This window comes from Sphingomonas sp. PP-F2F-A104-K0414 (genome assembly GCF_004340945.1).
Taxonomy (GTDB): Bacteria; Pseudomonadota; Alphaproteobacteria; order Sphingomonadales; family Sphingomonadaceae; genus Sphingomonas.
Window position 1 is genome coordinate 333,126 of sequence record NZ_SLYD01000005.1, and the last position, 21,248, is coordinate 354,373.

The window sequence follows — 21,248 nt, forward strand, 5'->3', positions numbered from 1 at the left end:
TGGCCTTAGCTACCCTGTCCGCTCGGGTTCAGATCCGCCCATCTTAGAAGGAGTCGAGGGGAACTGGCCGGGTCACCGGTGGACAACATCCGGTTTGCGGCATCCTCGACGCTTTGGACGAAATACTCGGTTCGCTGTGGCGCAAGCGCGAATGCGCCGCCTGAACGCCACGCGCTTTGGTATTCGATGGCTGCTTCCTGCTCAATCTCTGCCTCCACGCTGCAACCACTGCCGGTCAGAACGAATATGAGCGGGTTGGCCCACGGCTTGGGTAGAGCATCTCGACCGATACGGAGGTTGGCCATGGCGCATGATCGTCGGTTTTTCCTACGTCCGCAATTAGGAAGCGAAGATGCTTGGTAAGTGACCGACTATGGGCGGAAGCGGAATGGCCGGAATGGGCAGGAAAGCGGAACGGCAGCTTACGGGAACGCCGATGTCGATGGCCGACATAGCGCGGCACCGCCTTCAACTACAACGATCGGAGAACGGGGAGCTATAGAGCTGATGCTGTTCTTATCTTTGCCGACTCAGCGAGCCAAGAATCGAGCGGGTCTGCAATTGCAAACGGAAAGTGGCGAGCACGACGCATGCGCACACCATAGTGTTCGTTGGCTTAGCGGCAGATCGAGTTGGCAGCAAAAAGCGATTAGCGAACGTCAACGTCTATTAGTACGCGTCGCACGCGTCCTTCGGACGTCGCGCTTTGCAAAACAATTTTGTCATGTCCATGATATCCTGCATCGGATGTATAAAAAGCCTGAACGCCATCGACTTTATGTGTGTCGCAGATAACTCGAGGGTTCGGCGCAATAAAGTTGGGATAAACTTTTTCGGTTGAGATGTCGGCATGCCCGTGATGGGGTGGGGTTACAATCTGCGCCGTTACCGTACCTGCTGATGAACAATCTGGATTGGTCAGTGTGGCGAACCATATTCTGATCTTCTCACCGGATATAGCAGCACGTGAAGCATAGATATCCGAATAACCCTTGCTACTACCCTCATTCAGGCGGCGTACGAGGTAGGTCTGTCCACTGGCTAAGGGCGGCATTAAACACGAAAATGCAATAAGCAATACGGTAATATTTTTGGTCTTAACTGTCTTTACTAAGCTATCCCAACCTGTGTAGCCGACCATGTCCGTTACCTTCAGTATGAAAACTTATCAAAATCACCCCCTTATTTATGTTGAAGTTTGCTTACAGTTTGCTGACAGCTGGCGCTCCTGACAAAAGATTCTCGGGTCTTGTACCCAAAATCGCTAAGTCCGAACTTTGATGCTGGAACGGATGTCCGCTTTTGAGCGCGCATGATGCCCATCGGAACGTCCATTCTTGGGCGAAATAGTCACCGGACGTCAGCATCGATATGCCGAAAGACGGTGTCCAACATTGCTTGCCGTTCTGCCTCGGTGTCACCCAGAAGAATGCGTTGCGCGTATCGGACCGGCTTACGGCCTTTGGCAGGGGCGTCTTCAAGCCCCTCCTGATGGACGCGTGCGATCTGTGCCGCGCGACCACTGAAACCGACCCATGCCTCCGTATCGGTTGCGCCGGCCTTAAAATTGGAGCCGTTGCGGAGTTTTCGAAACATCGCCTTGCGCTTGATCGTGCCCTGCCGTCGCAGCCGGCCGGCCGGCTGCGCCTTGCGCGCCGCATAGGGTTGGCCGTCAGGATCCTGCTGCCGGGCAATACGGGCCGATTGGCTGCGCTGAAGCCTCCGCGCCATCAAACGCAGGATCTTGCGGCGCTCGCCCGAATCGACGCGGCGCAGCAGCGCACCGGCAAGCTGCTCGATCTGGGCAAGGTCGCCGGTCATGCGTCAGGCACGAACGCGGCGTCCGATGTCTGTGCGACAAGCTGATCGCGCATGAACAGCTGCCACAGGCTCACGCAGCAAACGCCGGGAAACTCGTCGAGCTGGCGCGGCTCCTCGAGGTGGTCCGCGTCGAACCCGCCACCCTCCTTTGGCGTGACGCGAACGGCCTCGGTCAGCTCGACGCTGATCGAGACGTCGGCGCGCTCGGCGTCGAGCAGTTCGGACTCGAACGCGAACGGCTCCGGGTCCGTGCCCTCAAGCAGATCGGGCTGCTGCTCGGCTACGCCACCGGCGACATCGACGAGAACGACACCGACGAGCTGCGCGACGCGCTGAAAAACTCGAAGGGGCCGGGCAACTTCAAAAACCTGTTCGTCCACGCGCCCGGCGGCAAGGAAGGCAGCATCAAGATCCTGCCGATCGCCGAGGTCGGCGCGAAGGACGAGTTCCTCGGGATCAAGAACGCGACGCGCGACGACGTGCTGGCGGCGCACCGCACCCCGCCGTCCGTCCTTGGGATCGTGCCGGCGCAGGGATCGCAGCTCGGCAAGATCAGCGAGGCGGTCGACATGTTCTTCGAGCTGGAGATCCTGCCGCTGCAGATGGCGTTCCTCGAGATCAACGACCGCGTCGGCTTCGAAGCCGTCCGGTTCACGCCGCGCGCCATCGCGCCCGTCAAATAGCTTTCGCGTCCGGCATAGCCGGGCGGGGGATGTCGGGGTGCAACCCGGCAAACCGACGAGGATCACTCTCGCCACGACCATCGGCCACCGGCCGTCCCGCACCCTGCCGATTCGCAGGGTGCGGGCCTTATGCAGCGAGAACGTAAAGTGAACACCCTGAATCTTGTTCGGCCCGTCGCACCCGCGGCAGGCTACGTTGGCGGCAAGCGTAATCTGGCCTCGCGGCTGGTCGCGATGATCGAGCGCGTCGACCATGACGGCTATGCCGAGCCCTTTGTCGGCATGGGCGGGATCTTCCTGCGACGCCGTTCGCGACCGAAGGTCGAGGTCATCAACGACGTGTCGGGCGATGTCGTGACGTTCTTCCGCGTGCTCCAGCGCCACTACCCGTACATGATCGACATGCTGCGATTCCGCGTCGCCGCCCGCGCCGAGTTTGAACGGTTGAAGGCGACGCCACCCGAGACGTTGACCGACCTGGAGCGCGCATGCCGCTTCCTTTACCTGCAGCGCCTGGCATTCGGTGGCAGGGTGAACGGCCGCAACTTCGGCGTCAGCACGACGACGGGCGCGCGGTTCAACGTCGCCAAACTGGAGCCGATGCTTGCGGATATCCACGAGCGTCTCGTTGGCGTGATGATCGAGCAGCTCGGCTACTGCGACTTCATCGGCCGCTATGATCGCCCCGGCATGCTGTTCTACCTCGATCCTCCCTATTGGGGTTGCGAGAAGGACTATGGACAGGACGTGTTCGGGCGGGACGACTTCGACCGGCTCGCCGCCCAGCTCGCCGGCATCAAGGGCAAGTTCTTCTTGTCGATCAACGATACGCCCGGCGTGCGTGCGACCTTCGCCGCGTTCCACATGATCGAGGCGGACACGACGTACAGCGTCAGCGGCGGGCCGGTGAAGGCCGCAGAGCTGATTATCTCAAACTTTGATCCCCGCTGACGATCGGGGCGGCGTCATGCCGCCCCGCATCTGCCGGGTAGGCGCGAGCTTGCGGACGGAATGACCGGAATGGGAAGGAAAGCGGACATTCGCGGGATCCGATGATCGGGGTCCGCTATAAATAGAAGCGGACCCGTGTCGGACAAATCAGGCAGGAAAATGAATTCCGCACAATTTGTTGCCGTCGGGGTCACGAAAATAGGCCAGCTCGATGGTGCCCATGGAGGCAGTTTCGCGCGGTCCGGGCGGAGCTTCGATCGATGTCCCGCCAGCGGCAACGGCGGTATCGTGAAGCTGCTTCACCTTTTCGGGCGAGTCGCAGGAAAAGGCGACGGTGCTGCCGTTGGCGACGCTTGCCGGTTCGTCGTTGATCGGCTGGCTGACGATAAAGTTAGTTCCGTCGCCGTTATTGTAGATCAGACGTGTATGGCCGCTGTCGGCGATATTTCGCGTCCCTTCCCCTGCACCCAAGGTGCCGAGCACCGTGTCGTAGAAGCGCTTGGACCGTTCAATGTCATTGGATCCGACCATGGTGTGAAAAAGCACAGGCACTCTCCTGAAGGCTGATCGACTTCCGATCGCTATTAGCAGTCTCACCTAGCCGGCGGGTAACCTGCAGTCACCCCGGCCCGTGGAATGTCCGCTATATGGGCGGAAACGGAATGGCTGGAATGGGAAGGAAAGCGGACGGTCCGCTTCTAGGTGTCGGTGAATTGAACGGGCACGGGTATACGCAAACGATCTCGCGACCTGATCGGTGGAGCCTAACGGCGGCCCCCAAACTTCTCACTTCCACGACGCATTGCCCTATGGGCTCTCACACGGTCGAACAGTAGCTCGAGATCGTCGCGGCCGATGTCGAATGTCTCGCCAAGGTCAGCGAGCGCTGCGTCGAGATCTTCAGGATGAGGGATGCCCTCAACCTGCGGACCGGCGGGCATCTGCAGGCCTGATACAGGGCGATGCGGGTACGAATGGCCAGACAGATGATGAAAGACCACCCCGGCAGTGGTCAGGATTACTGCGTTAATCCCCACTGGCATTAGCGGGAACATCCAGTCGGCTGTGGTCACCGCATGACCGCCCATCACCGCGGTCAGTGCAGCAGCCCCGCCAGGAGGGTGCAGACAGCGCAGCAGTGACATCGCCAGGATTGCACCTCCGACTGCCAGGCCACTCGCAAGCCCAGGCGATGACACCATTGATGCTATCCCAACGCCGACAATAGCCGAGATGACGTTGCCACCGATCACTGCCCAGGGTTGCGCGAGCGGACTGGCAGGAACGGTAAAGATGAGTACCGCCGAAGCGCCCATGGGGGCCACGAGCAGCACGGCGGGCCACCCGTCTCCGAATACCATCGCTGTCACAAGTGCGGTGAACGCGATGCTCAGCGCCGCGCCAATACACGCCACAAGTCGACCACCGAACGTGGCACCAGCAAGGATCGGAGCAAATAGAGCCCGCAAGCATTTAACCTTTCGTCGACAGGCTTCGCACTGATTTACCCAGCCTCGAACGGCCGCCTATGAGCGCAAGTGGGATGGCCGTATAGGGGAGGAAAGCGGTCGGGCTGCTTGAGAAGACAGGCAGCGAAAGCAGACGTTCCGGTGTTAAGCCACGCGCGCCGACATGGACTTCTCGTCATGCCGAAGCGTCAGAACCTCCGCCCCATCGCGCGTAACTGCGACCGTATGCTCGAATTGGGCCGACAGTTTTCGGTCGTTGGTAACGACCGTCCACACGTCGTCCTGCGTAACGACCTTCCGGGTGCCTTGGTTGACCATGGGTTCGATTGTGAACACCATGCCTTCGCGTAGCCGCACACCCGTTCCCGGATGCCCGAAGTTCATGACTTGCGGCTCCTCGTGCATCTCGCGACCGATGCCATGCCCGCAGAATTCCCGCACGACTGAGTAGCCATGCTTTTTAGCATGACGCTCGATTGCAAAGCCAATGTCGCCAATATGGGCGCCGGGTCGAACCTGGCCGATGCCCTTCCACATTGCCTCTTGGGCAACGCGTACCAGTCGCTTCGCAGCTGGCGGTGCCTCCCCAACCAGATACGTTTTGCTCGAATCCGCGATGAAGCCGTTCTTCTCGAGCGTGATGTCGAGATTGATGATGTCGCCGCCGCGAACGATCTCGTCTTCGTTCGGCACGCCGTGGCAAACCACATGGTTGATCGAGCAGTTCAAGACGAACTTGAAGCCGTACTGCCCTTTGCTGGCCGGGCGTGCCGCGAGGTCCACGGTGATGAAGTGCTCGACCATGTCGTTGATCTGGAGCGTCGACATTCCGTCTAGGTCTTGCTCGTCGAGCATCTCGAAGACCGAGGCAAGCAGCTTGCCGGAGACGCGCATGAGCGCAAGTTCATCCGAGGTCTTGACCATGTCAGGCAGCTTCGGCTTCGACGAGGCGAACAGGACCGTTGGCTAACTGTGATTTGACAATATCGTTGAACGACAAGGCCGGGTTCGTTTCGGCAAGCATACCGATCTTCATCCAGAACTCTGCCTGCGCATTGATGGAGCGGCACATAACAGTGCTGGCCTTGCGAGCCTCCTCGTGCAGCCTGTCGTCAATTTTCACAATGCCCATGTCCGCCCCTTTCTCAAAGCAATACGAAACATATACGGACCGTAAGCCCTGTGGTCAATCTGACGGGATGAACGGATGACTGCTTTCGATAGTGGGAATTGCCCAGCGGGATGTCCGAGTGTGGGCGTTAGCGGAATGGGCGGTTTCGGAAGGTTAGCCGTCATTCCGCGAAGCTGTCGCACTTACCGCTGAGTTATCAGCATCCGGGTTCGTCTCCCCGAGCACGGCAAAACGCGTCAGACCCCGCTATGGCCTTCTCGCGATCTACAATCAGGAAGCGAAACTCGCTCTCAGCAGCATTCAAGGCACGCTCGATCTCAGCTTTGCCAGAGCCTGAGGGCGCCGCCAGTCTCGCTGCATTGCGTGAAGTCGATCTCCGGGCGGAACATCGCGCAAGTATCTCGGTCACGATCTGCTCTCGCTCCGTTCGGCCAGCAGGTAACCCGCCGCCAGTTTTCTCTGCAATCGGATCGAAGATGCAGACAAAATACGAAAAGAGCGGCTTACTTGCTGCTACCGGCAAAGCTTGTTCTGGCGCAGACTGCGCTGCCCATGCCGCGATAAACGTCGCCAGGATCATCTCGTTCTCCCACACGCGAGTACGCCGGCATCTTCATTGTCGATTCTGGTCAACATACTCTCGCCGCAGTGGCAGCCTCTTCTAACGTCCGCAATCGAGCTTATGCGGAATGGGGGGTATGGGAAATATCGCCCTGAACGAATGGCTCGTTTTGGAAGCCCCGATTTGCAACCCGAGTTTCCGAAATTGGGCGCAAGCTGTCGTCCGCGTTCCGCGACGATACAACTCAAATGACGTCTGACGGAGACCGGGCCTACCTTTCTTGACCGATCCGACGTGAAAGCCGCCCCCGGTCTCTGGCCACCCGCCCCTCGGTGCCGCGACCCCAAATACCGCGCAAGAACCCCCGCCTCGCCCGCGAGCTTTTTAGGTGGCTTTGGATGCAGTTCGCAGATCTGATGCAGCCCGGCACAACCTAACCTCTATGGGCGATTTTGGGTCCTTCAGTTGGATGCAGATTGCTGCACCTAGAGGTAAATATGTGCGGTGTGTGCGTGGTGGCTCTTCTCGGAGTAGCACGAATGGCCGGAATGGGGAGGAAAGCGGCCGGTTCGCTGCGGAGCGACGACAGAGGAACACAGACATTTGCTGCCAACTGCCGTGAACGATCCGCTTTCGACCGTTCGGCGCCCGATTGACCTATTCCGGGAACGGGCGCCTGCCGATCACTCGACGGGCGGTTACCTACTGGATTGCTGGTCGCGCTGCGTTGTGCGGAGCGCATCGGCTGGCTAGGCTGTTCTCAGGGTAATAAGGCGGGATATCTAGCGACATGGGCGAAACTTTAGCGGCGAACGACACACAGAAGATGCGGTCTGAGCGCAAAAGCCGTCGGTGGGATCTGGCTACGGCGGCAGTATTCACATTCGCTACGGTGTCGGTAGGTGCAACCGTTACGGCGCTCTTCAGTGAAAAAAACAACATCGACATTCTCGGATCCAACCGTGTGTTAGCATCACGCGCTGAACTCGATGCCCGCCTCATTCGCATTACCGGTAACCTTCAGCAGGAAATCACCGCGGTACGTCGTGAGCAGGATGTGATGGCGAAGCTGTCTGAGGGTGATCGGACCGTGATCCAGTTGGCGCGACTCAGCTCTAAATTGGACGTGATCTCCGCTCGTCAGGCCAAGTTGGAGGAGGCGATCCAGCGTAGCCCCGAGGAGGCGCTAACCATGCCGCTGATGAAGCGGGACATCGAGAATATTAAGGATGGCAATCAGCAGAGCATCGCGATGATTAAGGCCAGCGTTGATCAAATCTACAACCTGACGCAGTGGCTTCTAGGTGCCCTGACCCTAGGGGTGCTCGCGCTCGTCGCGACGACATTCATGCAACGCAGGGGCGGAAACGGTGGGTGAACGCACGGGCCTAGACCGCGTTGATGTTCGCCACTTCACCGTCCGGGATGCCGCATTTGCTGGCGATGCTTTTACAGTGCGCAAGCCCTTTGCCTGCGGACACGAGCCGACACTTCATTGAACGAGCAAGCGCCACCGCTTCGAAGTGGGCGAAGTCGGGGATGCCACCTAGCAAGGAGGTGCCGTGGGTGCCTTGAAGTTGACCTGCGGCATCATAGACCGCCATTGGCGTGTCGCGATACTTCTTGCCCTTGATTGCGACGAAATCAGGCCAAATCTCGGGATAGGCGGCGGCAAGCTCGCTCTGCACGGAACGCATGACAACCATTTCGCCGCTCTCGATGGCGTCGATCACCCTGGCTCTCGCATTTGATCGAGTAGTAAGCGCCTCCTTGATGCCATGCAGGTCTATTACCCACTTAGGCTCCGGCTTACTCTTGGGTTTCGCCGCCATCCGCTAGGCGACCCCAAACAGCTGATTTTGATATTTGGGTTTTAAGCCGCACAGGCGAAAAATGTCGATCTCGTCCAGCTGACCAGTGCGACGAGCGCGTGCGAGCAGGTTGAGAAGGGTCGATCCATACTGTGTCTGCTTGTCGCGAAGCACGTCAGAACTGCCGCCGCCAGCACCGTCGCTCAAATCGCCGGTTGGCACGGACCCGTTGTTCGCGAACTTGGCCTTCCATTTCGCGTAGTCGGAAGGGGTGAGATAGTTCAGTTCTACCATCCGAAGATAGGTCGCTTCCTGGCTGATACCTAGCTTCGCGGCAAATAGGCGAATGAACGTGTCATCGGCTCTCGGCGTGTAGCCAAACCGATCAAGCGCCAATTCGATGATCCGCCTAGGCGCCAGGAGGCAAGCTGCGAAGCGGTTACAAAATCTTTCGACCTTGTTCTTCAACACGGACGGGTTGGATGCACCTTCGGCTCTTAGAAGCAGGTGGCCAAACTCATGCGCGAGCGTGAACAGCTTGCGGGCCTTGCTACTACCCGTTGTATTGATGACGATGGTATGGGGCCCATTATCGGCCTGCAGATACAATCCTGCGGCTTCCCGCGTCTTGAACTGCCTATGCAGAACGAGAACGCCCAAGCCTTCGATGAAGTCACGCAGACTGGTGTAGAGCTTATTGGCGTTTTGCCACTCCAGCTGCTGGTTATCGCTGATACCCCACGTCTTGCGCCACTTCTTCGCGAGATCGATGGCCTCTTTTTGGGAATAGGTCGTGGTGGTGAATTGCTCAACGCTGTCATCTAGTTCCACGTCCATGTCGAGCGCGGTAATAGTGCTGGATAGGCGCTCCACGAAATTGATCGCTTGGAGCGTGCCCTTCTCGAACTCACCCACGCCGGGCGTCACGGAGCGAAAATCAACGGCCGGGAAGAGGTTCAGCTGCTGGCGCGCGAACAGCGCCTGAATCGGAACCGCCAATTCTTCCGAAATGGACCTAATCTGATCCTCGTCCAGCTCACCCTTGTCCTCAAGCGTTCGGTTTAGGACGGATTTAGGCACGCCAGTGCGCTGCGAGAGGGTAGCCACATCGAGGCCTCTCGCGATAAGAGCAGACTTGAGGGCTACAGCGGGAATTTTCACTTGTGTATCGAATGGCCTTGGGAAGCGACGAAGGCGGGGCTTACCTTTGGTCAGATGGCCAACGTGCAAACTGTCGGGTTAGGATTGTATCTCGCGCTCGCAGTTATTCAAGCAGTATCAACGACCGGCGTGGCGGGTCTTACGCGTAGAGTGGCGACCCTTAGGCAGGCCGTGGTCAGTGGCAACATGGGGCCCGTGGAGATCGGCAACGCCAAGCGACTGAGTTACGATGTAAGCGGTCTGGAGATTGGATTTCACGACCTGAACCGGCGTCTGCTGGCCGTTGTGTTCGCACTCTTCTCGACCAGTCTGGCCTACTTCGCGTATACCACTGCCTACCAAAACTTGGATGCTGGACAGGACGGCGTCTGGTTTATCTTTTTCATCTATCTGGTGCTACCGGTGCTGATATTTATGGGGTCGAGCATCCTCATTAGCTGGCGCTGTCAGGCCGTGGCGAAGAAGGTCGGCGAGGCTGAGAAGCGGGTCACGGCGAAAACGCTGGGGCTAAAGGTTAAAGGGGTGCCTAATGATCGCCAACTTTGACGGTGATAGGAATGTGCTGGCGAGATACGCACGCCCCCTCCGCCGACGGTGTGGCACGTCGCTGAACGAACGTCCGCTATAGGCAGCGATCTAATGTGTCCGGAACGACCGATCATGGGCGCAAGCGGAATGGCAAGTTCGCAACAGCGGCCCCATAGGAACCCCGCACAGAGGCGGTCTAACGTTTGGTCAACGTCGGCACCAATGCGCTCGACCGCCCCTGCCCCCCCCCTAGGTCGCAACCGAAGCGCGTCGCCTGCCCCTGAACCTGCGACCCCAAATCACGCGCTATTCCCCCCGCCTCGCCCGCCCGCTTTGTAGGTCGCTTTTGATGCAGTACTGCTATTTGATGCAGGCCCTCTGTAACCGAGCGCTTCTAGGTCCGCGGAGGGCTCTGACGGTGATGCGGATTGATGCACTTGCTCACAGATACCGAGGTGACGTGGATCGGACTTTTTCGAGAGCTAATATTAAGCGGTAATATCACGCGATTTCCAACGATCGACAAACTGGCCCGGCACTACCCCACCTCAGCACCCAACCGTAAATTAACAACAGTAGTCATTCAGCGGTCGTCGACGTTCTAAGTCAATCCTCGATATAATCGCTATTCCTCTAGATCTTTCAACAAACTATCTAGAACCTCATCTGCCCCAGTCGATTTGCGGCGGGCGCTTACTAGAAGTCCTGTCAATGTCAAGAACCACGTGTCATTCGAGACAGAAGCAACTTGGGCATCTACCAAGTCATCATCTACGAATTTATCCGCCAATCCACCGTCAGCGTATATTTCGACCTGAATTGAGTCCAATTCATTATTGCGGACGTTGCTTAGATACACCATTTTACCCCCTACCTCAGTGTAGACGGTGCCCGGAACTGGCTCAAAAGGTTTCCAAGTAAGTTTACCCTGTAGATTACTTTTCACTAGCGCATTGACGATCATCGCCTGCTTCTCTTCCTTCGTCACGCGATAGCTCCCTTCCAGTTTTTTTGCTCGGCTTCCTGAACAATTGTCATTTCGCCTCGAATTGCTTTGTTGATATCTGATTTCTTAGGCACCGGACCGGCTCCTTCCAAAAACTTTTCGATCAGATTGCAGATTTTAGAAATTCTCGATCTAGATTTTTTAATATCTTCCGCAACTTTACCCTCCGTAAACATTGCCTGAAGTGCCACCCGCCCGAGTGCCTCCGATGTAATTTCGTAGCAGGTTACAAACTGAGGCCAAGCATCCAAGTTGGCATAATGACGGGCATTTTGCAGAGAAGACTTCGCCTCTGCTAAATCAACTGCTGCATCATATCGACTAACACGAATTTGCACGGCGCTTACGGCATCGGCGGCCGATTGTGCCACACTTTTTGCCTGACGTATCTGTCGGATGGAGATGATAAAACCAACCAAAGTTAAAACTATTCCAAGGATTCCGAGAATTAATCCCCACGCTCCCACAGCAGCCGCATTTCCTGGATCGAATAAAAACTGCATTTACTGCTTATCCCCTCGCCTCGGGGTACATCGGCGAAGTGTTCGGAGCAATCCATAACCGGTTAAGCTCCCATTTCGTCGCACAGAGAATGAGGTATCTTAGGAAGATCTGACGGATTTTCCGCATCCTCGCTAGGATGCACGGGACGGCGCAAGCCGGCACGCTCACCCGCGGTCGCTGGATGTTGAACCCGTCGGGTTCGGGCCCTTGGGGGCTTGGTGGAGCAGCAAATCTGCGCACGCCAACGGCGTTCCTTTTATATTTAACCTTGTAGGGTTGGGTTCTGACCACCCGGTGAATTCGCGTTACAGAGGTCTACGCGACGGCCTAGCGAAGCGAGAGCTTTCGCGAGAGGGGACTCGTCGCCGGCACGGAAAGCCGCGAGGTCCTCGGCCGAGATCGTCGCCAGCATCGCCGCGGTTTCCTCTTCATTAGCCTTCCTACGGGTCACCTCGTCGTCCGGCATCGGCCCCTTGCCCATCATGCGGCGGACCATGTCGGCCGCTTCCTTTGGCAGGCCGAACCAATACGCGTTCGTCACCTGCTTGACCTGGGGGCCGAAGGTGTCGGGGTCCTTGATCGGTTCGAACCGCCGGATCCAGTTGAGAAAGCCATGATCCTTCAGACGCGCGAGCGCCTTGACGATCGCGCCGCGCGAACGGCTTAGCCGTGTCGCCAACGTCGCGATGGCGGGTTCGAGCCTGCCCGTCTTGAAGTCGATCATTCGCATCAGCTCGCGCAGCACGTCGACGCCGATCGCGCCCAAGGGCCCGTTACGCTTGCCAGCGATCTTGTGCTTCTGGTCGTAGGTTTCGGCAGCACGCATGCGCGCATTGCGTTCAGCCTTGTTAAACGGCCGCCAGTATCGCGGCTCGCGCTCACCGGCTCGGAAGCTGCTGCGGCGAACCGGCTGGCCGGTCCGATGACCCTTCGAGGCTTTTCCGCCAACGATCTTGTAGAGCGAACGGGCGCTCATGACCGGTTAGCCAATTTTGCGAGAACTGACGGGATTCCGTGGGCAAAATTAAAGCGGTTAGCCGATCCAACATGCTGAGATCCTGCGGTTATTGGAGACCAGTCGGGTGCACCAAGGCTTTCCGCCGTTTTCTAGCATTATCGGAAATCCTCATTCCGATGATGTTCCGGGGCCTTCCGCGGATGTTGCGGTTTGAGAGGCGTGAGGATGGGTGAAAGCGCCCGGGCACAGACGCCCGATATCTTCGATAGTCGCTTCAATCAGCCGCCCCGCTCAGACGGTTTGCGCCGTCCCCCGCTTTGTTGGACTCGCCTTCCTATCCAGCCCCCTGCGCTTGCGGACCGCGTGAATACGTATGCGCCATGCTTGGTTTCGCGACCGAGCATCCGCACAGCGAACGGTAACATGGTCGGCACGATCGGGCATGCGGTGATGGAGGGGAAGTGCATGTCGAGGTTGGCCGCGAGATCCACGATACTGCTAGCGTTGGCCTTCGCCGCGCCTCACGCGTTGGCCGCCCCTAAACCTGTGGTAGCCGAGCAGACTCCTTTGGTCGCCGCGCAGATTGGGGCCTCAAGGACCCCGCCGACAATGACCGTGCCCGCGAAGGTCGCTGACTACCGCGCGCGGCTGCCGCAGGACGAGGTCATCTATTTCCTGCTTCCCGATCGGTTCGAGAACGGCGACCCCTCCAATGATCGTGGTGGATTGAGCGGCGGCGCGCAGGTCACCGGCTTCGATCCGACTGCCAAGGGCTTTTTCCACGGCGGCGATCTCAAAGGCCTGACCCGGCGCCTCGACTATATCCAGAACCTCGGCGCAACCGCAATCTGGGTCGGACCGGTGTTCAAGAACAAGCCCGTACAGGGCGCTCCGGGCCAGCAATCTGCCGGCTATCACGGCTATTGGATCACCGATTTCACGCAGGTCGACCCGCATCTCGGCACCAACGCGGACTTTGCGACGCTGGTCTCAGCCGCGCATGGCCGCGGGATGAAGGTCTATATGGACATCATCATCAACCACACCGCGGACGTAATCCAGTACCGCGAGTGCGTCGGCAAACGCGAATGCCCCTATCGCAGCCGGGCAGACTATCCGTACCAGCGTCGGCTTGGCGCCAATGGCGCAGCGATCAATCCAGGCTTCGCCGGCGACGATGTCCACACCGCCGACAACTTCGCCAAGCTCACCCGCAGCGACTATGCCTATACGCCATTCGTCCCCGCCGGCGAACGGGACGTGAAGGTTCCTGGCTGGCTTAACGACGTGCGCTATTATCACAATCGTGGGGACACGACCTATCGCAACGAAAGTTCGACGATGGGCGATTTCGTCGGTCTCGACGATCTGATGACCGAGAATCCTCGGGTCGTGTCCGGGATGATAGACATTTTCGGCGACTGGATCGATCGCTACGGTGTAGATGGCTTCCGCATCGACACCGCGCGTCACGTGAACCCCGAATTCTGGGCTGCGTTCGTCCCTGCGATGCAGGCCCGTGCCGCTGCCAAGGGCATTCCCAATTTCCACATCTTTGGCGAAGTTTCGGACCACGAGGTACGCCCCGCCGTACTCGCGCAACACACGATCGTCGACAAACTACCCGCGGTACTCGACTTCTCATTCCGACAGGCGATCGTCGAGACGGTTGCGGGTACGCGTGGGACCGACGCATTCGAGGCGCTGTTCGACGGTGACGCGCTATATGCCCGAGGCTTCGACACCGCGGTGACGTTGCCGACCTTTACCGGCAATCATGATGACGGCAGGTTCGCGACCTTCGTTCGCAAGGCATTTCCGCGGGCTGGCGACGACGAAGTGCTGGCGCGGGTGATGCTGTCCAACGCAATGCTGCTGACGCTACGCGGGGTGCCCACGATTTATTCGGGCGACGAACAAGGCTTTGTGAGCGACGGCAACGATCAGGACGCCCGCGAGGACATGTTCGCCAGCAAGGTCGCCGTGTACAACGACAATCATCTGATCGGCACCGACAGCACGACCGCCACCGCGCATTTCGGCGGCGACAATCCGCTGTTTCGCCAGACGGCCATATTGGCACGACTCCGCACCGCCACGCCCGCACTGACCCGCGGCCGGCAGACGCTCCGCGCGCGTGAGGACATGCCGGGGCTGCTCGCGATTTCGCGTTTCGATCCGGTCACGAAGGCGGAAGTCCTGCTGGCGTTCAACACCGCGACGACTGCGCTGACCCGGCAGGTGGAGATCGGCGTCGACGCGACATCGGCGCGGACGCTTGCCGGCACGGGCTGCGGCAAGGTTGCCGCCCCAGGGAGCCTTACCGTTACGCTACCTCCGCTCGGCTATGCGGTCTGCGCGCTCGCCACACCGCGCTGACCAACGACATGCGGCATCGTCACGGCCCTGCCAGGTTGAGGGAAATCAACTTCCCACGAGGATGCCGGATATCGGCGACCTACCGGTGTTGTAGCGTTGGAGCGGACCGTTCATGCGGTGCGTGTCCGCCCCCGGCGGTACGGGTATAACGGAGACCGTCATGAGAATCGCGATCATCGGTGCGGGCATTGCCGGTCTGTCCTGCGCGCTCCGCCTGCAGGACGCCGGCCACGGTGTCACGCTGTTCGACAAGGGCCGCGGTGCGGGCGGGCGGATGTCGACACGACGTGTCGAGACGTCTGCGGGCGAGGCAGCGTTCGATCACGGCGCACAATATCTGACGGCACGCGATCCGGCCTTTGTCACAGCGGTCGGCGAATGGGCGGCGGCTGGGGTGATCGCCCGCTGGCCCGCGGCAGGGGACGATGCCTGGGTCGGCACCCCGGGCATGAACGCGATCGTCAAGTATCTCGCCGACCAAGCCGACGTTCACTGGCGGCACCGAGTGACCGCGATCCGCCGCAGCGATGCCGGTTGGCATATCGCGCTGTCTTCGACCGATCTCGCTCCGAGCGACCTATCCCCGACCAATTCTCTTACAGCAGGCCCGTTCGACGCCGTCGTTATCGCCGTTCCCGCCGAACAGGCCGCACCGCTATTGGCCGATCATAATCCGGTAATGGCGGCCGAGGCCGAGGCCTGCCGCTCCTCGCCGAGCTGGACTGTAATGCTGGCCTTTGCCCAACCCGTGGCGATTGCCGACGACATAATCAGACACGCCGGCATCATCGGCTGGGCGGCGCGCAACAGCGCCAAGCCGGGGCGTCACGGCCCGGAGGCGTGGGTGGTCCAGGCCACGCCGGATTGGTCGACGACCCATCTCGAAGACTCGGCGGACAGCGTTGTCGGGCGGCTCCTCACGGCATTGGCGGATCATGCCGAAGAGCCAATGCCCGAGCCGATCGTCCGCGCCGGGCATCGCTGGCGTTACGCCCGCGCCACCGCTGCCAATCACGGCGCGCTGTGGAACGCCGAGGCAAGACTTGGCGCCGCGGGCGATTGGCTGCTCGCGCCGCGGATCGAAAGCGCGTGGCTATCGGGCCGCATGCTCGCGGATCGGATGTTGGGCGGCTAGGTCTGCCGTAACACTGCAGACGGCAGTTCCAGACGCCGTTCGAGCCGCCGTTCGAGCCAGCGCGACAACAGCAGATGTGGCAGGGCGACGGCCGCCAACAACTGAAACGCCTGTGCCGTCATATCGGTCGGCAAGCCCTCGACGTGCGTCGCAAAAACCAACCACCCGCCGATCGCGAACGCGGACATCCCTGCTCCGGTGGCCAGCCACATCGTCCGCGACATTCCGGCCAGCACTGTACGGGCGGCAGCGATATGGCGTGGCGAATGCAGAAACACGAAGAAAAGCGCGAAGCCCGCGACGGGTGGCATCACGATCAAAGCCAGAATCGCGAACGCCGTCGCCGCTGCCCACTCGCGCGCGCCTTCGTGCCACGCCACCCCGATCCCCACGCCGGTCACCAGCAACGCAACCGGCGCCAATGCGATCATCGCTTGCGCGACGACCTCACCGCCGGGGCCGCCCGCCATGCTGACAAAGAGTTGGGCGACCGTCGCTGGGTGGCCGATCGCGGGCGCCGCGATGATCGCAGTGCCCGCTGCCATTCTGAGCAGCGGCTCGTCGATCATCGTCCAGTCCTCACCGAAATGGATCGCTGCAACGATCAGGAACAAAATCAGCGCTGCTACCGGGGCGACCAACCACAGCACTGCCATCGCGGCTGCGACACCGATGTACGCCATAACCGCCAGCCCCAACCCGCCGCTGCGGAGACGGGTCGAGCGGGCGAGCAGCGCGATGTCGTAGGCGCCATGCGGCAATCCGCCCGCAACGAAGACCAGGGTCGCAATTGTCGTCCCGGTAGGTCCATCGAGCGGCAGTTGCGCGGCAGACGCGATGACGAGATACACGCCGGCAAGCCAGAACGCAGCCGGCACGACACCACCGCGCCCAATCTGGACGCGGTGGTGGTTCATGCTGACAGCACCCATCATGCGGCGCCGGGCACCGCGATCACTCGGCGTGAACCAGCGGGCTGTGCGCCTCGACCTGCGACTTGCGCACCGAGATCATGAAGATCAGGACGCCCACGCCGGCCTTCGCAACGATGTCTGCGATGGTGTAGCCAAGCTGGATCACGGTCGTTGCGGTGGCGCCGGTTAGGTTGGCGTAGGGCGCCATGTATACAATTGGATAAAATCCCCAGGACGCGAACGTCAGCAGGCGCGCGCGGCGGACCAGATCGCGGGCCGCGACCGGCTGCTGTTCGATCGACTCACCAAGCCCGCGGAACAGCTCCCAGACGATGTAGACGAACGGGATCGCCGACAGCGTCCCCCACAGCGCACGGGTCGGAATATCGGCCGCGATCTCGCCGGGATAGCCCAGCACGATCATCAGCGCCGCGGCCGATCCGAGCCGGACCGTCTTCGACGACGTCTGTTCCGGCGACAGCCGCATCACGAGCACCAGCTCGACCAGCAGGAGCGGCACGGTCAGCAACCAGTCGACATAGCGATAGGCATCGTTGAAGGCGAAACCGGTCGCCGCGATCACGCCGTCCTTGAGGGTATAGGCCGCATTCCAGCTCTCGAAGATGCGCAGATAATGATACGCCGCGATTGCGGTCACCAACCCGGAGATCGTGACCGCGGTACGATACGCCGGTGCGACCTGCGATCGACTGAGCCAGAGAAAAGCGGTCGCCGCGGCCATCGTCGCGAACGTGAACGAAAACGCATTATAGACCAGCGAGAACTGGAACGGGGTTATGATGTCCATCGGGATCTCCATCACCTTGCTGCGCCGGGCTTGCTACAGTGGCATGCCGGGCTAGTTGCGGGCGATGCGAGCCGATCATCGCCGGTTCGGTCTCACCCGAGGATGGCGCCACAGCGACCTTGAAGGGTATCGGAGGGAGTTCCACCCAGGACCCGCGGCGTTGGCTGATACGCCCCGCGCCCTGGCCGCTGTGACGACCGAGTCCGGAATACGCCCCGCCAGACCCGCCTGCGATACGGAACTTGGTCCATATCGGTCGTTACATCGCACGCCGCTGACTCGCCGCGCGGTGTCCGGATCGCGGCCCCGAACCGCGGTTCAGAGACCGGCTTCGACCGCCAATCGGATAAGGTCGGCGGTGGTCCTGAGGCCGAGACGCTCCATCAGGATGCCGCGGTGCATCTTCACGGTCTTTTCGGCGAGTCCCAGTTCTCCGGCGATCTGCTTGTTGAGCAGACCCTGCGCGACCAGCTTGAGCACCTGCCCCTGGCGCGGCGAGAGCGCCTTGACCATCTCGGCGGCGCGAATCCGTCGCATGCTGGTCGGCGTCGCCGCATTGGTATCGATCTCGACCTGCGAGCCCAGAAAGTACAGCAGCCGGTCCTCCTCGTCGTACAGCGGGGCGACCAGAACGGCATTGCGAAACGGTTGCCCGTTACGCTTGTAATTGAGGATCTCGACCAGCACCGGCTTGTGCTCGCGGACCCCGCGCCGAATCTCCTCGGACAGCCACGGCTCGGTCGCCGGTCCCGACAGGAATCGGCAGTTACGCCCGATGACATCCTCGGCGGGGTAGCCGGTCAGATCGCAAAATGGCTGATTGCAGGCAACGATCGGGTTGTCGGGAAGCCGCGGATCACTGATGACCGAGGGAATCGGACTGTCGGTAACCAACTGGATCAGCCGCCGATTGGACGGCACCGATACCTCCGCCAAAACCATCTTCCCCCCAGCCCCTTTCATCCGTCTGCGTCCTCGTAGAGACGCCTGCCCGACGTTTGCCGGCGCTCGCAAGGGGTAGCATGGATCTGTGCCAAGCGTGCACCGCGATATTCGCCGTGACGATGCTCAATCTTTCTTCTCCGACGCGAACCCCTTGCTTGCGCCAACGCTCTTGGGCAGGGCCTGTCCTTTTCCAGGAGTGCAAAGCCATGCCAAGCCGTATCACCGTCGACCAAGCGAGCCTTACCGATAACGACGTCGCCCACCAGATCGAGTTCACCGCCGAGATCGATGGCGACGAGCGCGATTTCGCAGTGAAATATGCCGTGCTCCGCGAACTCAGCGGCGACGAGCCCGAGAACGACGCGCTCGAACTGTTCGAACGGTTCAGCGATGAAATCCTCGACGTCTGTGCCGATGTCGCCGACCAGCGTCCCAACGCGAACGTGGTCGTCATCGACGACGACGATCTCGAATAAGCGGCCTACGCCCCGACCGTTTCGAGTCCGTTTCCAGTCCGCTTCGCCCCGGGCAGCCGATCGAGATCCTGCGCGTTCACGCCGTTCACCACGGAGAGACCATCATGAAGCTCTATTATTCGCCCGGCGCCTGCAGCCTTGCAGATCATATCGCGCTGCACGAGGCGGGAATCCCGTTCGAGCATGAAAAGGTCGACCTGAAGGCCAAGCGGACAGAGAGCGGTGTCGATTTCACGACGATCAATCCCAAGGGCTATGTGCCGGCCCTGACGCTCGATTCCGGCGAGACGTTGAGCGAGAACATCGCCATCCTCGACTGGATCGCGCATCAGGATACGGCGCTGAAGCCCGCGGGTGCGATGGGGCATACGCATCTTCTCGAAGCGCTGGCGTTCATCTCGACCGAGATACACAAGAGCTTCAAGCCGTTCTTCTCGGGTGCGGGGGATGACGAGAAGGCGAAGGCCGCCGAGACGATCGTCAAGCGGATGACCTATCTGGCGGACACGATGCAGGGTGATTTCCTGTTCGGCGCGGACGTCAGCGTCGCCGATTTCTATCTGTTCGTCATGCTGTTGTGGGCACGAAAGAACGAAATCACCGTCCCCACCAATCTGGCCGCGTTCCGCGACCGGTTGATGACGCGTCCGTCCGTTCAGAAGGCGATGCAGCACGAAGGCCTGATCTGACCACGAGCGATGCGCGCAGCGATCCTGCGCGCATCATCCTGCGCCGCCGTCAAAACCTGGCGTCAGAGATACCGCCACCACCAGCCGGTCCGCGTACGCTTGAAGGCGGCAAAGCTTCGACATGCGAACCAGCACGGCACCGCGACCAGCGCCGCGACCAGCCAGAGCGCCGCCACATTCGGCACGCTCAGCAGCTTGCCATCCGAGCCCAGCACCAGTCCGGCCGCGATGTTCAACGCATGCACGGCATACAAATGCAGGATGTAGAAGAACAACGGCGCCGATCCGAACACAGCCAACAGCGTCGTCACGCGCGCGGGCATCCGCTCGATCGCGGCGAGCAGGATCACCGCGGTCCCCAAGGTCAGGAGCAGGAAGTCGGCCGATGGCGGATATTTCGTCAGGTTGAGATAGCTCATGACCGTGGCAAGCGTCCCGCCGCCGTCCTGCCACGGCAGTGGCTCGCCATAGCCGTTGATCGTCCGCAGGATCGCGAACAGCGCGAGCGCGCCGCCCCCCGCGACCAGCAGGCGACGGCGGCGCTGATCGCAATCGACGGTATGTGCGAACCAGGGGCCGATCGCCCAACCCAGCGCAATCACGCCGATCCACGGCAGCACGGGATAGGATGTTCGAGCCTGTCCACCGAACGGCAGGTCGAGCAGGCCGCGATCGTGCAGCACCGCCCAGATCGCGTGGCCCTGCTCGCCCGGCGCGATCGCGATCGGATCGAGCAGGTTATGCCCCAACACGATCGCCAGTCCGAGCACGACGACCAGGGTGCGCGGCAAATGCACGATCGCCGCGAGCGCGATCATCGACAGCCCGATCGCCCAGATCACCTGGAGATAGACGATCGCCGGAGTCGGATCGAACGTCCACGCGAAATTGACGATGGTCCATTCGAGCGCGACCAGGAACAGCCCGCGCTTGAGCAGGAAGGACGATGCCGCCGCGCGACGTTGCTCCGGCGCCCTGCCCTCTGCGTATAACCATGCCGCCAGCCCGGTCAGCAGAACGAACACCGGTGCGCACACATGCGCCGCAAGCCGCGAGAAGAACAAGCCGGGCGGCGTCGTCGCGATCGTCATCGGATCGCTGACCTGCGCGTGAAGATAGAAGAACTCGCGGGTGTGATCGACCAGCATCACCAGCATGACGAGCCCGCGCAACGCGTCGATCGACACGATCCGCTGACGCTTGGCGGAGGTTGGCTGAACCCGCGCCTGCGCCTCGCCGGACACCACCGCCGCGTTTCTCGTCATTGACATCATCGTCATACCTCCGTCATTGCGATGATACATCATTACCAAAAA

Annotated in this window: 25 protein-coding genes; 8 read left to right on the top strand and 17 right to left on the bottom strand. The window is 60.5% G+C overall.

The features are described 5' to 3' along the window. Positions 1-5: 5 nt before the first annotated feature. From C8J46_RS14035 to C8J46_RS14045, 3 genes are all read right to left on the bottom strand, one after another. The gene (locus C8J46_RS14035; protein ID WP_132740311.1) at positions 6-305 is read right to left on the bottom strand and encodes a hypothetical protein; all 300 of its coding nucleotides are present in this window, start codon (positions 303-305) and stop codon (positions 6-8) included. A 344-nt stretch (positions 306-649) separates the two neighbouring features. After that, positions 650-1,141 (bottom strand): hypothetical protein, encoded by a 492-nt coding sequence (locus tag C8J46_RS14040; protein WP_132740314.1) that lies wholly within the window; start codon positions 1,139-1,141, stop codon positions 650-652. Between the two features lie 209 nt (positions 1,142-1,350). Further along, positions 1,351-1,821: a phage virion morphogenesis protein gene (locus C8J46_RS14045; protein ID WP_132740317.1), complete on the bottom strand. Its 471-nt coding sequence runs from the start codon at positions 1,819-1,821 to the stop codon at positions 1,351-1,353. 119 nt (positions 1,822-1,940) lie between these two features. Here C8J46_RS14045 and C8J46_RS21220 point away from each other — a divergent pair, with 119 nt between their 5' ends. Then, complete coding sequence (locus tag C8J46_RS21220) at positions 1,941-2,504, top strand: hypothetical protein (RefSeq protein ID WP_243643394.1); 564 nt, start codon at positions 1,941-1,943, stop codon at positions 2,502-2,504. 147 nt (positions 2,505-2,651) lie between these two features. Next, entirely contained in the window at positions 2,652-3,455 is an 804-nt protein-coding gene (locus C8J46_RS14055) for a DNA adenine methylase (protein ID WP_243643395.1), read from the top strand. 147 nt (positions 3,456-3,602) lie between these two features. Here the strand turns inward: C8J46_RS14055 and C8J46_RS14060 are convergent, their stop codons facing one another. From C8J46_RS14060 to C8J46_RS14080, 5 genes are all read right to left on the bottom strand, one after another. Beyond that, the gene (locus C8J46_RS14060) at positions 3,603-4,001 is read right to left on the bottom strand and encodes a VOC family protein (RefSeq protein WP_132740325.1); all 399 of its coding nucleotides are present in this window, start codon (positions 3,999-4,001) and stop codon (positions 3,603-3,605) included. Between the two features lie 218 nt (positions 4,002-4,219). Then, on the bottom strand, positions 4,220-4,924 hold the full coding sequence (locus tag C8J46_RS14065; RefSeq protein WP_132740328.1) for an HPP family protein: 705 nt from the start codon (positions 4,922-4,924) through the stop codon (positions 4,220-4,222). Between the two features lie 144 nt (positions 4,925-5,068). Next, on the bottom strand, positions 5,069-5,848 hold the full coding sequence (gene map / locus C8J46_RS14070) for a type I methionyl aminopeptidase (RefSeq protein WP_132740331.1): 780 nt from the start codon (positions 5,846-5,848) through the stop codon (positions 5,069-5,071). 1 nt (position 5,849) lies between these two features. Further along, the gene (locus C8J46_RS14075) at positions 5,850-6,056 is read right to left on the bottom strand and encodes a ParD-like family protein (RefSeq protein ID WP_132740334.1); all 207 of its coding nucleotides are present in this window, start codon (positions 6,054-6,056) and stop codon (positions 5,850-5,852) included. Positions 6,057-6,252: 196 nt separating this feature from the next. Next, positions 6,253-6,636 carry a hypothetical protein gene (locus C8J46_RS14080; RefSeq protein ID WP_132740337.1) on the bottom strand — a complete coding sequence of 128 codons (384 nt, stop codon included), beginning with the start codon at positions 6,634-6,636 and terminating at the stop codon, positions 6,253-6,255. Between the two features lie 772 nt (positions 6,637-7,408). On the opposite strand from C8J46_RS14080, the gene C8J46_RS14085 reads away from it, so the two are divergent. After that, a complete protein-coding gene (locus tag C8J46_RS14085; RefSeq protein WP_132740340.1) occupies positions 7,409-7,996 on the top strand; it encodes a hypothetical protein in 588 nt (195 codons plus the stop codon). 10 nt (positions 7,997-8,006) lie between these two features. Here C8J46_RS14085 and C8J46_RS14090 read toward each other — a convergent pair whose 3' ends face one another. Beyond that, the gene (locus tag C8J46_RS14090) at positions 8,007-8,351 is read right to left on the bottom strand and encodes a hypothetical protein (protein WP_132740343.1); all 345 of its coding nucleotides are present in this window, start codon (positions 8,349-8,351) and stop codon (positions 8,007-8,009) included. Positions 8,352-8,453: 102 nt separating this feature from the next. After that, a complete protein-coding gene (locus tag C8J46_RS14095) occupies positions 8,454-9,590 on the bottom strand; it encodes an ImmA/IrrE family metallo-endopeptidase (protein ID WP_132740346.1) in 1,137 nt (378 codons plus the stop codon). On the opposite strand from C8J46_RS14095, the gene C8J46_RS14100 reads away from it, so the two are divergent. Beyond that, positions 9,591-10,136 carry a hypothetical protein gene (locus C8J46_RS14100; protein ID WP_132740349.1) on the top strand — a complete coding sequence of 182 codons (546 nt, stop codon included), beginning with the start codon at positions 9,591-9,593 and terminating at the stop codon, positions 10,134-10,136. Between the two features lie 607 nt (positions 10,137-10,743). On the opposite strand, the gene C8J46_RS14105 is transcribed toward C8J46_RS14100, so the two are convergent. The 3 genes from C8J46_RS14105 to C8J46_RS14115 all read right to left on the bottom strand — a co-directional run bounded on the left by C8J46_RS14105 (position 10,744) and on the right by C8J46_RS14115 (position 12,604). Next, positions 10,744-11,106, bottom strand: a complete 363-nt coding sequence (locus tag C8J46_RS14105; RefSeq protein ID WP_132740352.1) for a hypothetical protein — start codon at positions 11,104-11,106, stop codon at positions 10,744-10,746. After that, on the bottom strand, positions 11,103-11,627 hold the full coding sequence (locus tag C8J46_RS14110; protein ID WP_132740355.1) for a hypothetical protein: 525 nt from the start codon (positions 11,625-11,627) through the stop codon (positions 11,103-11,105). The genes C8J46_RS14105 and C8J46_RS14110 overlap by 4 nt, the downstream gene beginning before the upstream one ends. A 263-nt stretch (positions 11,628-11,890) precedes the next feature. After that, positions 11,891-12,604, bottom strand: a complete 714-nt coding sequence (locus C8J46_RS14115; protein ID WP_207894181.1) for a replication protein A — start codon at positions 12,602-12,604, stop codon at positions 11,891-11,893. Between the two features lie 591 nt (positions 12,605-13,195). Here C8J46_RS14115 and C8J46_RS14120 point away from each other — a divergent pair. Next, on the top strand, positions 13,196-14,965 hold the full coding sequence (locus tag C8J46_RS14120; protein WP_243643396.1) for an alpha-amylase family glycosyl hydrolase: 1,770 nt from the start codon (positions 13,196-13,198) through the stop codon (positions 14,963-14,965). Between the two features lie 160 nt (positions 14,966-15,125). Continuing rightward, positions 15,126-16,100: an FAD-dependent oxidoreductase gene (locus C8J46_RS14125; RefSeq protein ID WP_132740361.1), complete on the top strand. Its 975-nt coding sequence runs from the start codon at positions 15,126-15,128 to the stop codon at positions 16,098-16,100. Here C8J46_RS14125 and C8J46_RS14130 read toward each other — a convergent pair. From C8J46_RS14130 to C8J46_RS14140, 3 genes are all read right to left on the bottom strand, one after another. Beyond that, positions 16,097-17,017, bottom strand: coding sequence for a Brp/Blh family beta-carotene 15,15'-dioxygenase (locus tag C8J46_RS14130; RefSeq protein WP_243643397.1), 921 nt, complete (start codon positions 17,015-17,017; stop codon positions 16,097-16,099). The two genes, C8J46_RS14125 and C8J46_RS14130, sit on opposite strands and share 4 nt — an antisense overlap. Before the next feature lie 37 nt (positions 17,018-17,054). Then, positions 17,055-17,822, bottom strand: a complete 768-nt coding sequence (locus tag C8J46_RS14135) for a bacteriorhodopsin-like (RefSeq protein WP_132740364.1) — start codon at positions 17,820-17,822, stop codon at positions 17,055-17,057. 318 nt (positions 17,823-18,140) lie between these two features. Beyond that, a complete protein-coding gene (locus tag C8J46_RS14140; RefSeq protein WP_332754324.1) occupies positions 18,141-18,743 on the bottom strand; it encodes a LuxR C-terminal-related transcriptional regulator in 603 nt (200 codons plus the stop codon). 230 nt (positions 18,744-18,973) lie between these two features. Between C8J46_RS14140 and C8J46_RS14145 the strand changes: the two genes are divergently transcribed. Next, entirely contained in the window at positions 18,974-19,243 is a 270-nt protein-coding gene (locus C8J46_RS14145) for a DUF1488 family protein (protein WP_165886556.1), read from the top strand. Between the two features lie 104 nt (positions 19,244-19,347). Then, complete coding sequence (locus C8J46_RS14150; RefSeq protein WP_132740373.1) at positions 19,348-19,932, top strand: glutathione S-transferase family protein; 585 nt, start codon at positions 19,348-19,350, stop codon at positions 19,930-19,932. A gap of 62 nt (positions 19,933-19,994) precedes the next feature. On the opposite strand, the gene C8J46_RS14155 is transcribed toward C8J46_RS14150, so the two are convergent. Further along, positions 19,995-21,203, bottom strand: a complete 1,209-nt coding sequence (locus tag C8J46_RS14155; protein WP_243643398.1) for a heparan-alpha-glucosaminide N-acetyltransferase domain-containing protein — start codon at positions 21,201-21,203, stop codon at positions 19,995-19,997. Between the last annotated feature and the right edge of the window lie 45 nt (positions 21,204-21,248).

Bases quoted from the DNA above. Each gene is read 5' to 3' on its own strand.
- C8J46_RS14035 (WP_132740311.1), bottom strand. From the start codon at position 305: ATGGCCAACCTCCGTATCGGTCGAGATGCTCTACCCAAGCCGTGGGCC.
- C8J46_RS14040 (WP_132740314.1), bottom strand. From the start codon at position 1,141: ATGGTCGGCTACACAGGTTGGGATAGCTTAGTAAAGACAGTTAAGACC.
- C8J46_RS14045 (WP_132740317.1), bottom strand. From the start codon at position 1,821: ATGACCGGCGACCTTGCCCAGATCGAGCAGCTTGCCGGTGCGCTGCTG.
- map (WP_132740331.1), bottom strand. From the start codon at position 5,848: ATGGTCAAGACCTCGGATGAACTTGCGCTCATGCGCGTCTCCGGCAAG.
- C8J46_RS14075 (WP_132740334.1), bottom strand. From the start codon at position 6,056: ATGGGCATTGTGAAAATTGACGACAGGCTGCACGAGGAGGCTCGCAAG.
- C8J46_RS14080 (WP_132740337.1), bottom strand. From the start codon at position 6,636: ATGATCCTGGCGACGTTTATCGCGGCATGGGCAGCGCAGTCTGCGCCA.
- C8J46_RS14085 (WP_132740340.1), top strand. From the start codon at position 7,409: ATGGGCGAAACTTTAGCGGCGAACGACACACAGAAGATGCGGTCTGAG.
- C8J46_RS14110 (WP_132740355.1), bottom strand. From the start codon at position 11,627: ATGCAGTTTTTATTCGATCCAGGAAATGCGGCTGCTGTGGGAGCGTGG.
- C8J46_RS14115 (WP_207894181.1), bottom strand. From the start codon at position 12,604: ATGAGCGCCCGTTCGCTCTACAAGATCGTTGGCGGAAAAGCCTCGAAG.
- C8J46_RS14120 (WP_243643396.1), top strand. From the start codon at position 13,196: ATGACCGTGCCCGCGAAGGTCGCTGACTACCGCGCGCGGCTGCCGCAG.
- C8J46_RS14125 (WP_132740361.1), top strand. From the start codon at position 15,126: ATGAGAATCGCGATCATCGGTGCGGGCATTGCCGGTCTGTCCTGCGCG.
- C8J46_RS14130 (WP_243643397.1), bottom strand. From the start codon at position 17,017: ATGAACCACCACCGCGTCCAGATTGGGCGCGGTGGTGTCGTGCCGGCT.
- C8J46_RS14135 (WP_132740364.1), bottom strand. From the start codon at position 17,822: ATGGACATCATAACCCCGTTCCAGTTCTCGCTGGTCTATAATGCGTTT.
- C8J46_RS14145 (WP_165886556.1), top strand. From the start codon at position 18,974: ATGCCAAGCCGTATCACCGTCGACCAAGCGAGCCTTACCGATAACGAC.
- C8J46_RS14150 (WP_132740373.1), top strand. From the start codon at position 19,348: ATGAAGCTCTATTATTCGCCCGGCGCCTGCAGCCTTGCAGATCATATC.
- C8J46_RS14155 (WP_243643398.1), bottom strand. From the start codon at position 21,203: ATGTCAATGACGAGAAACGCGGCGGTGGTGTCCGGCGAGGCGCAGGCG.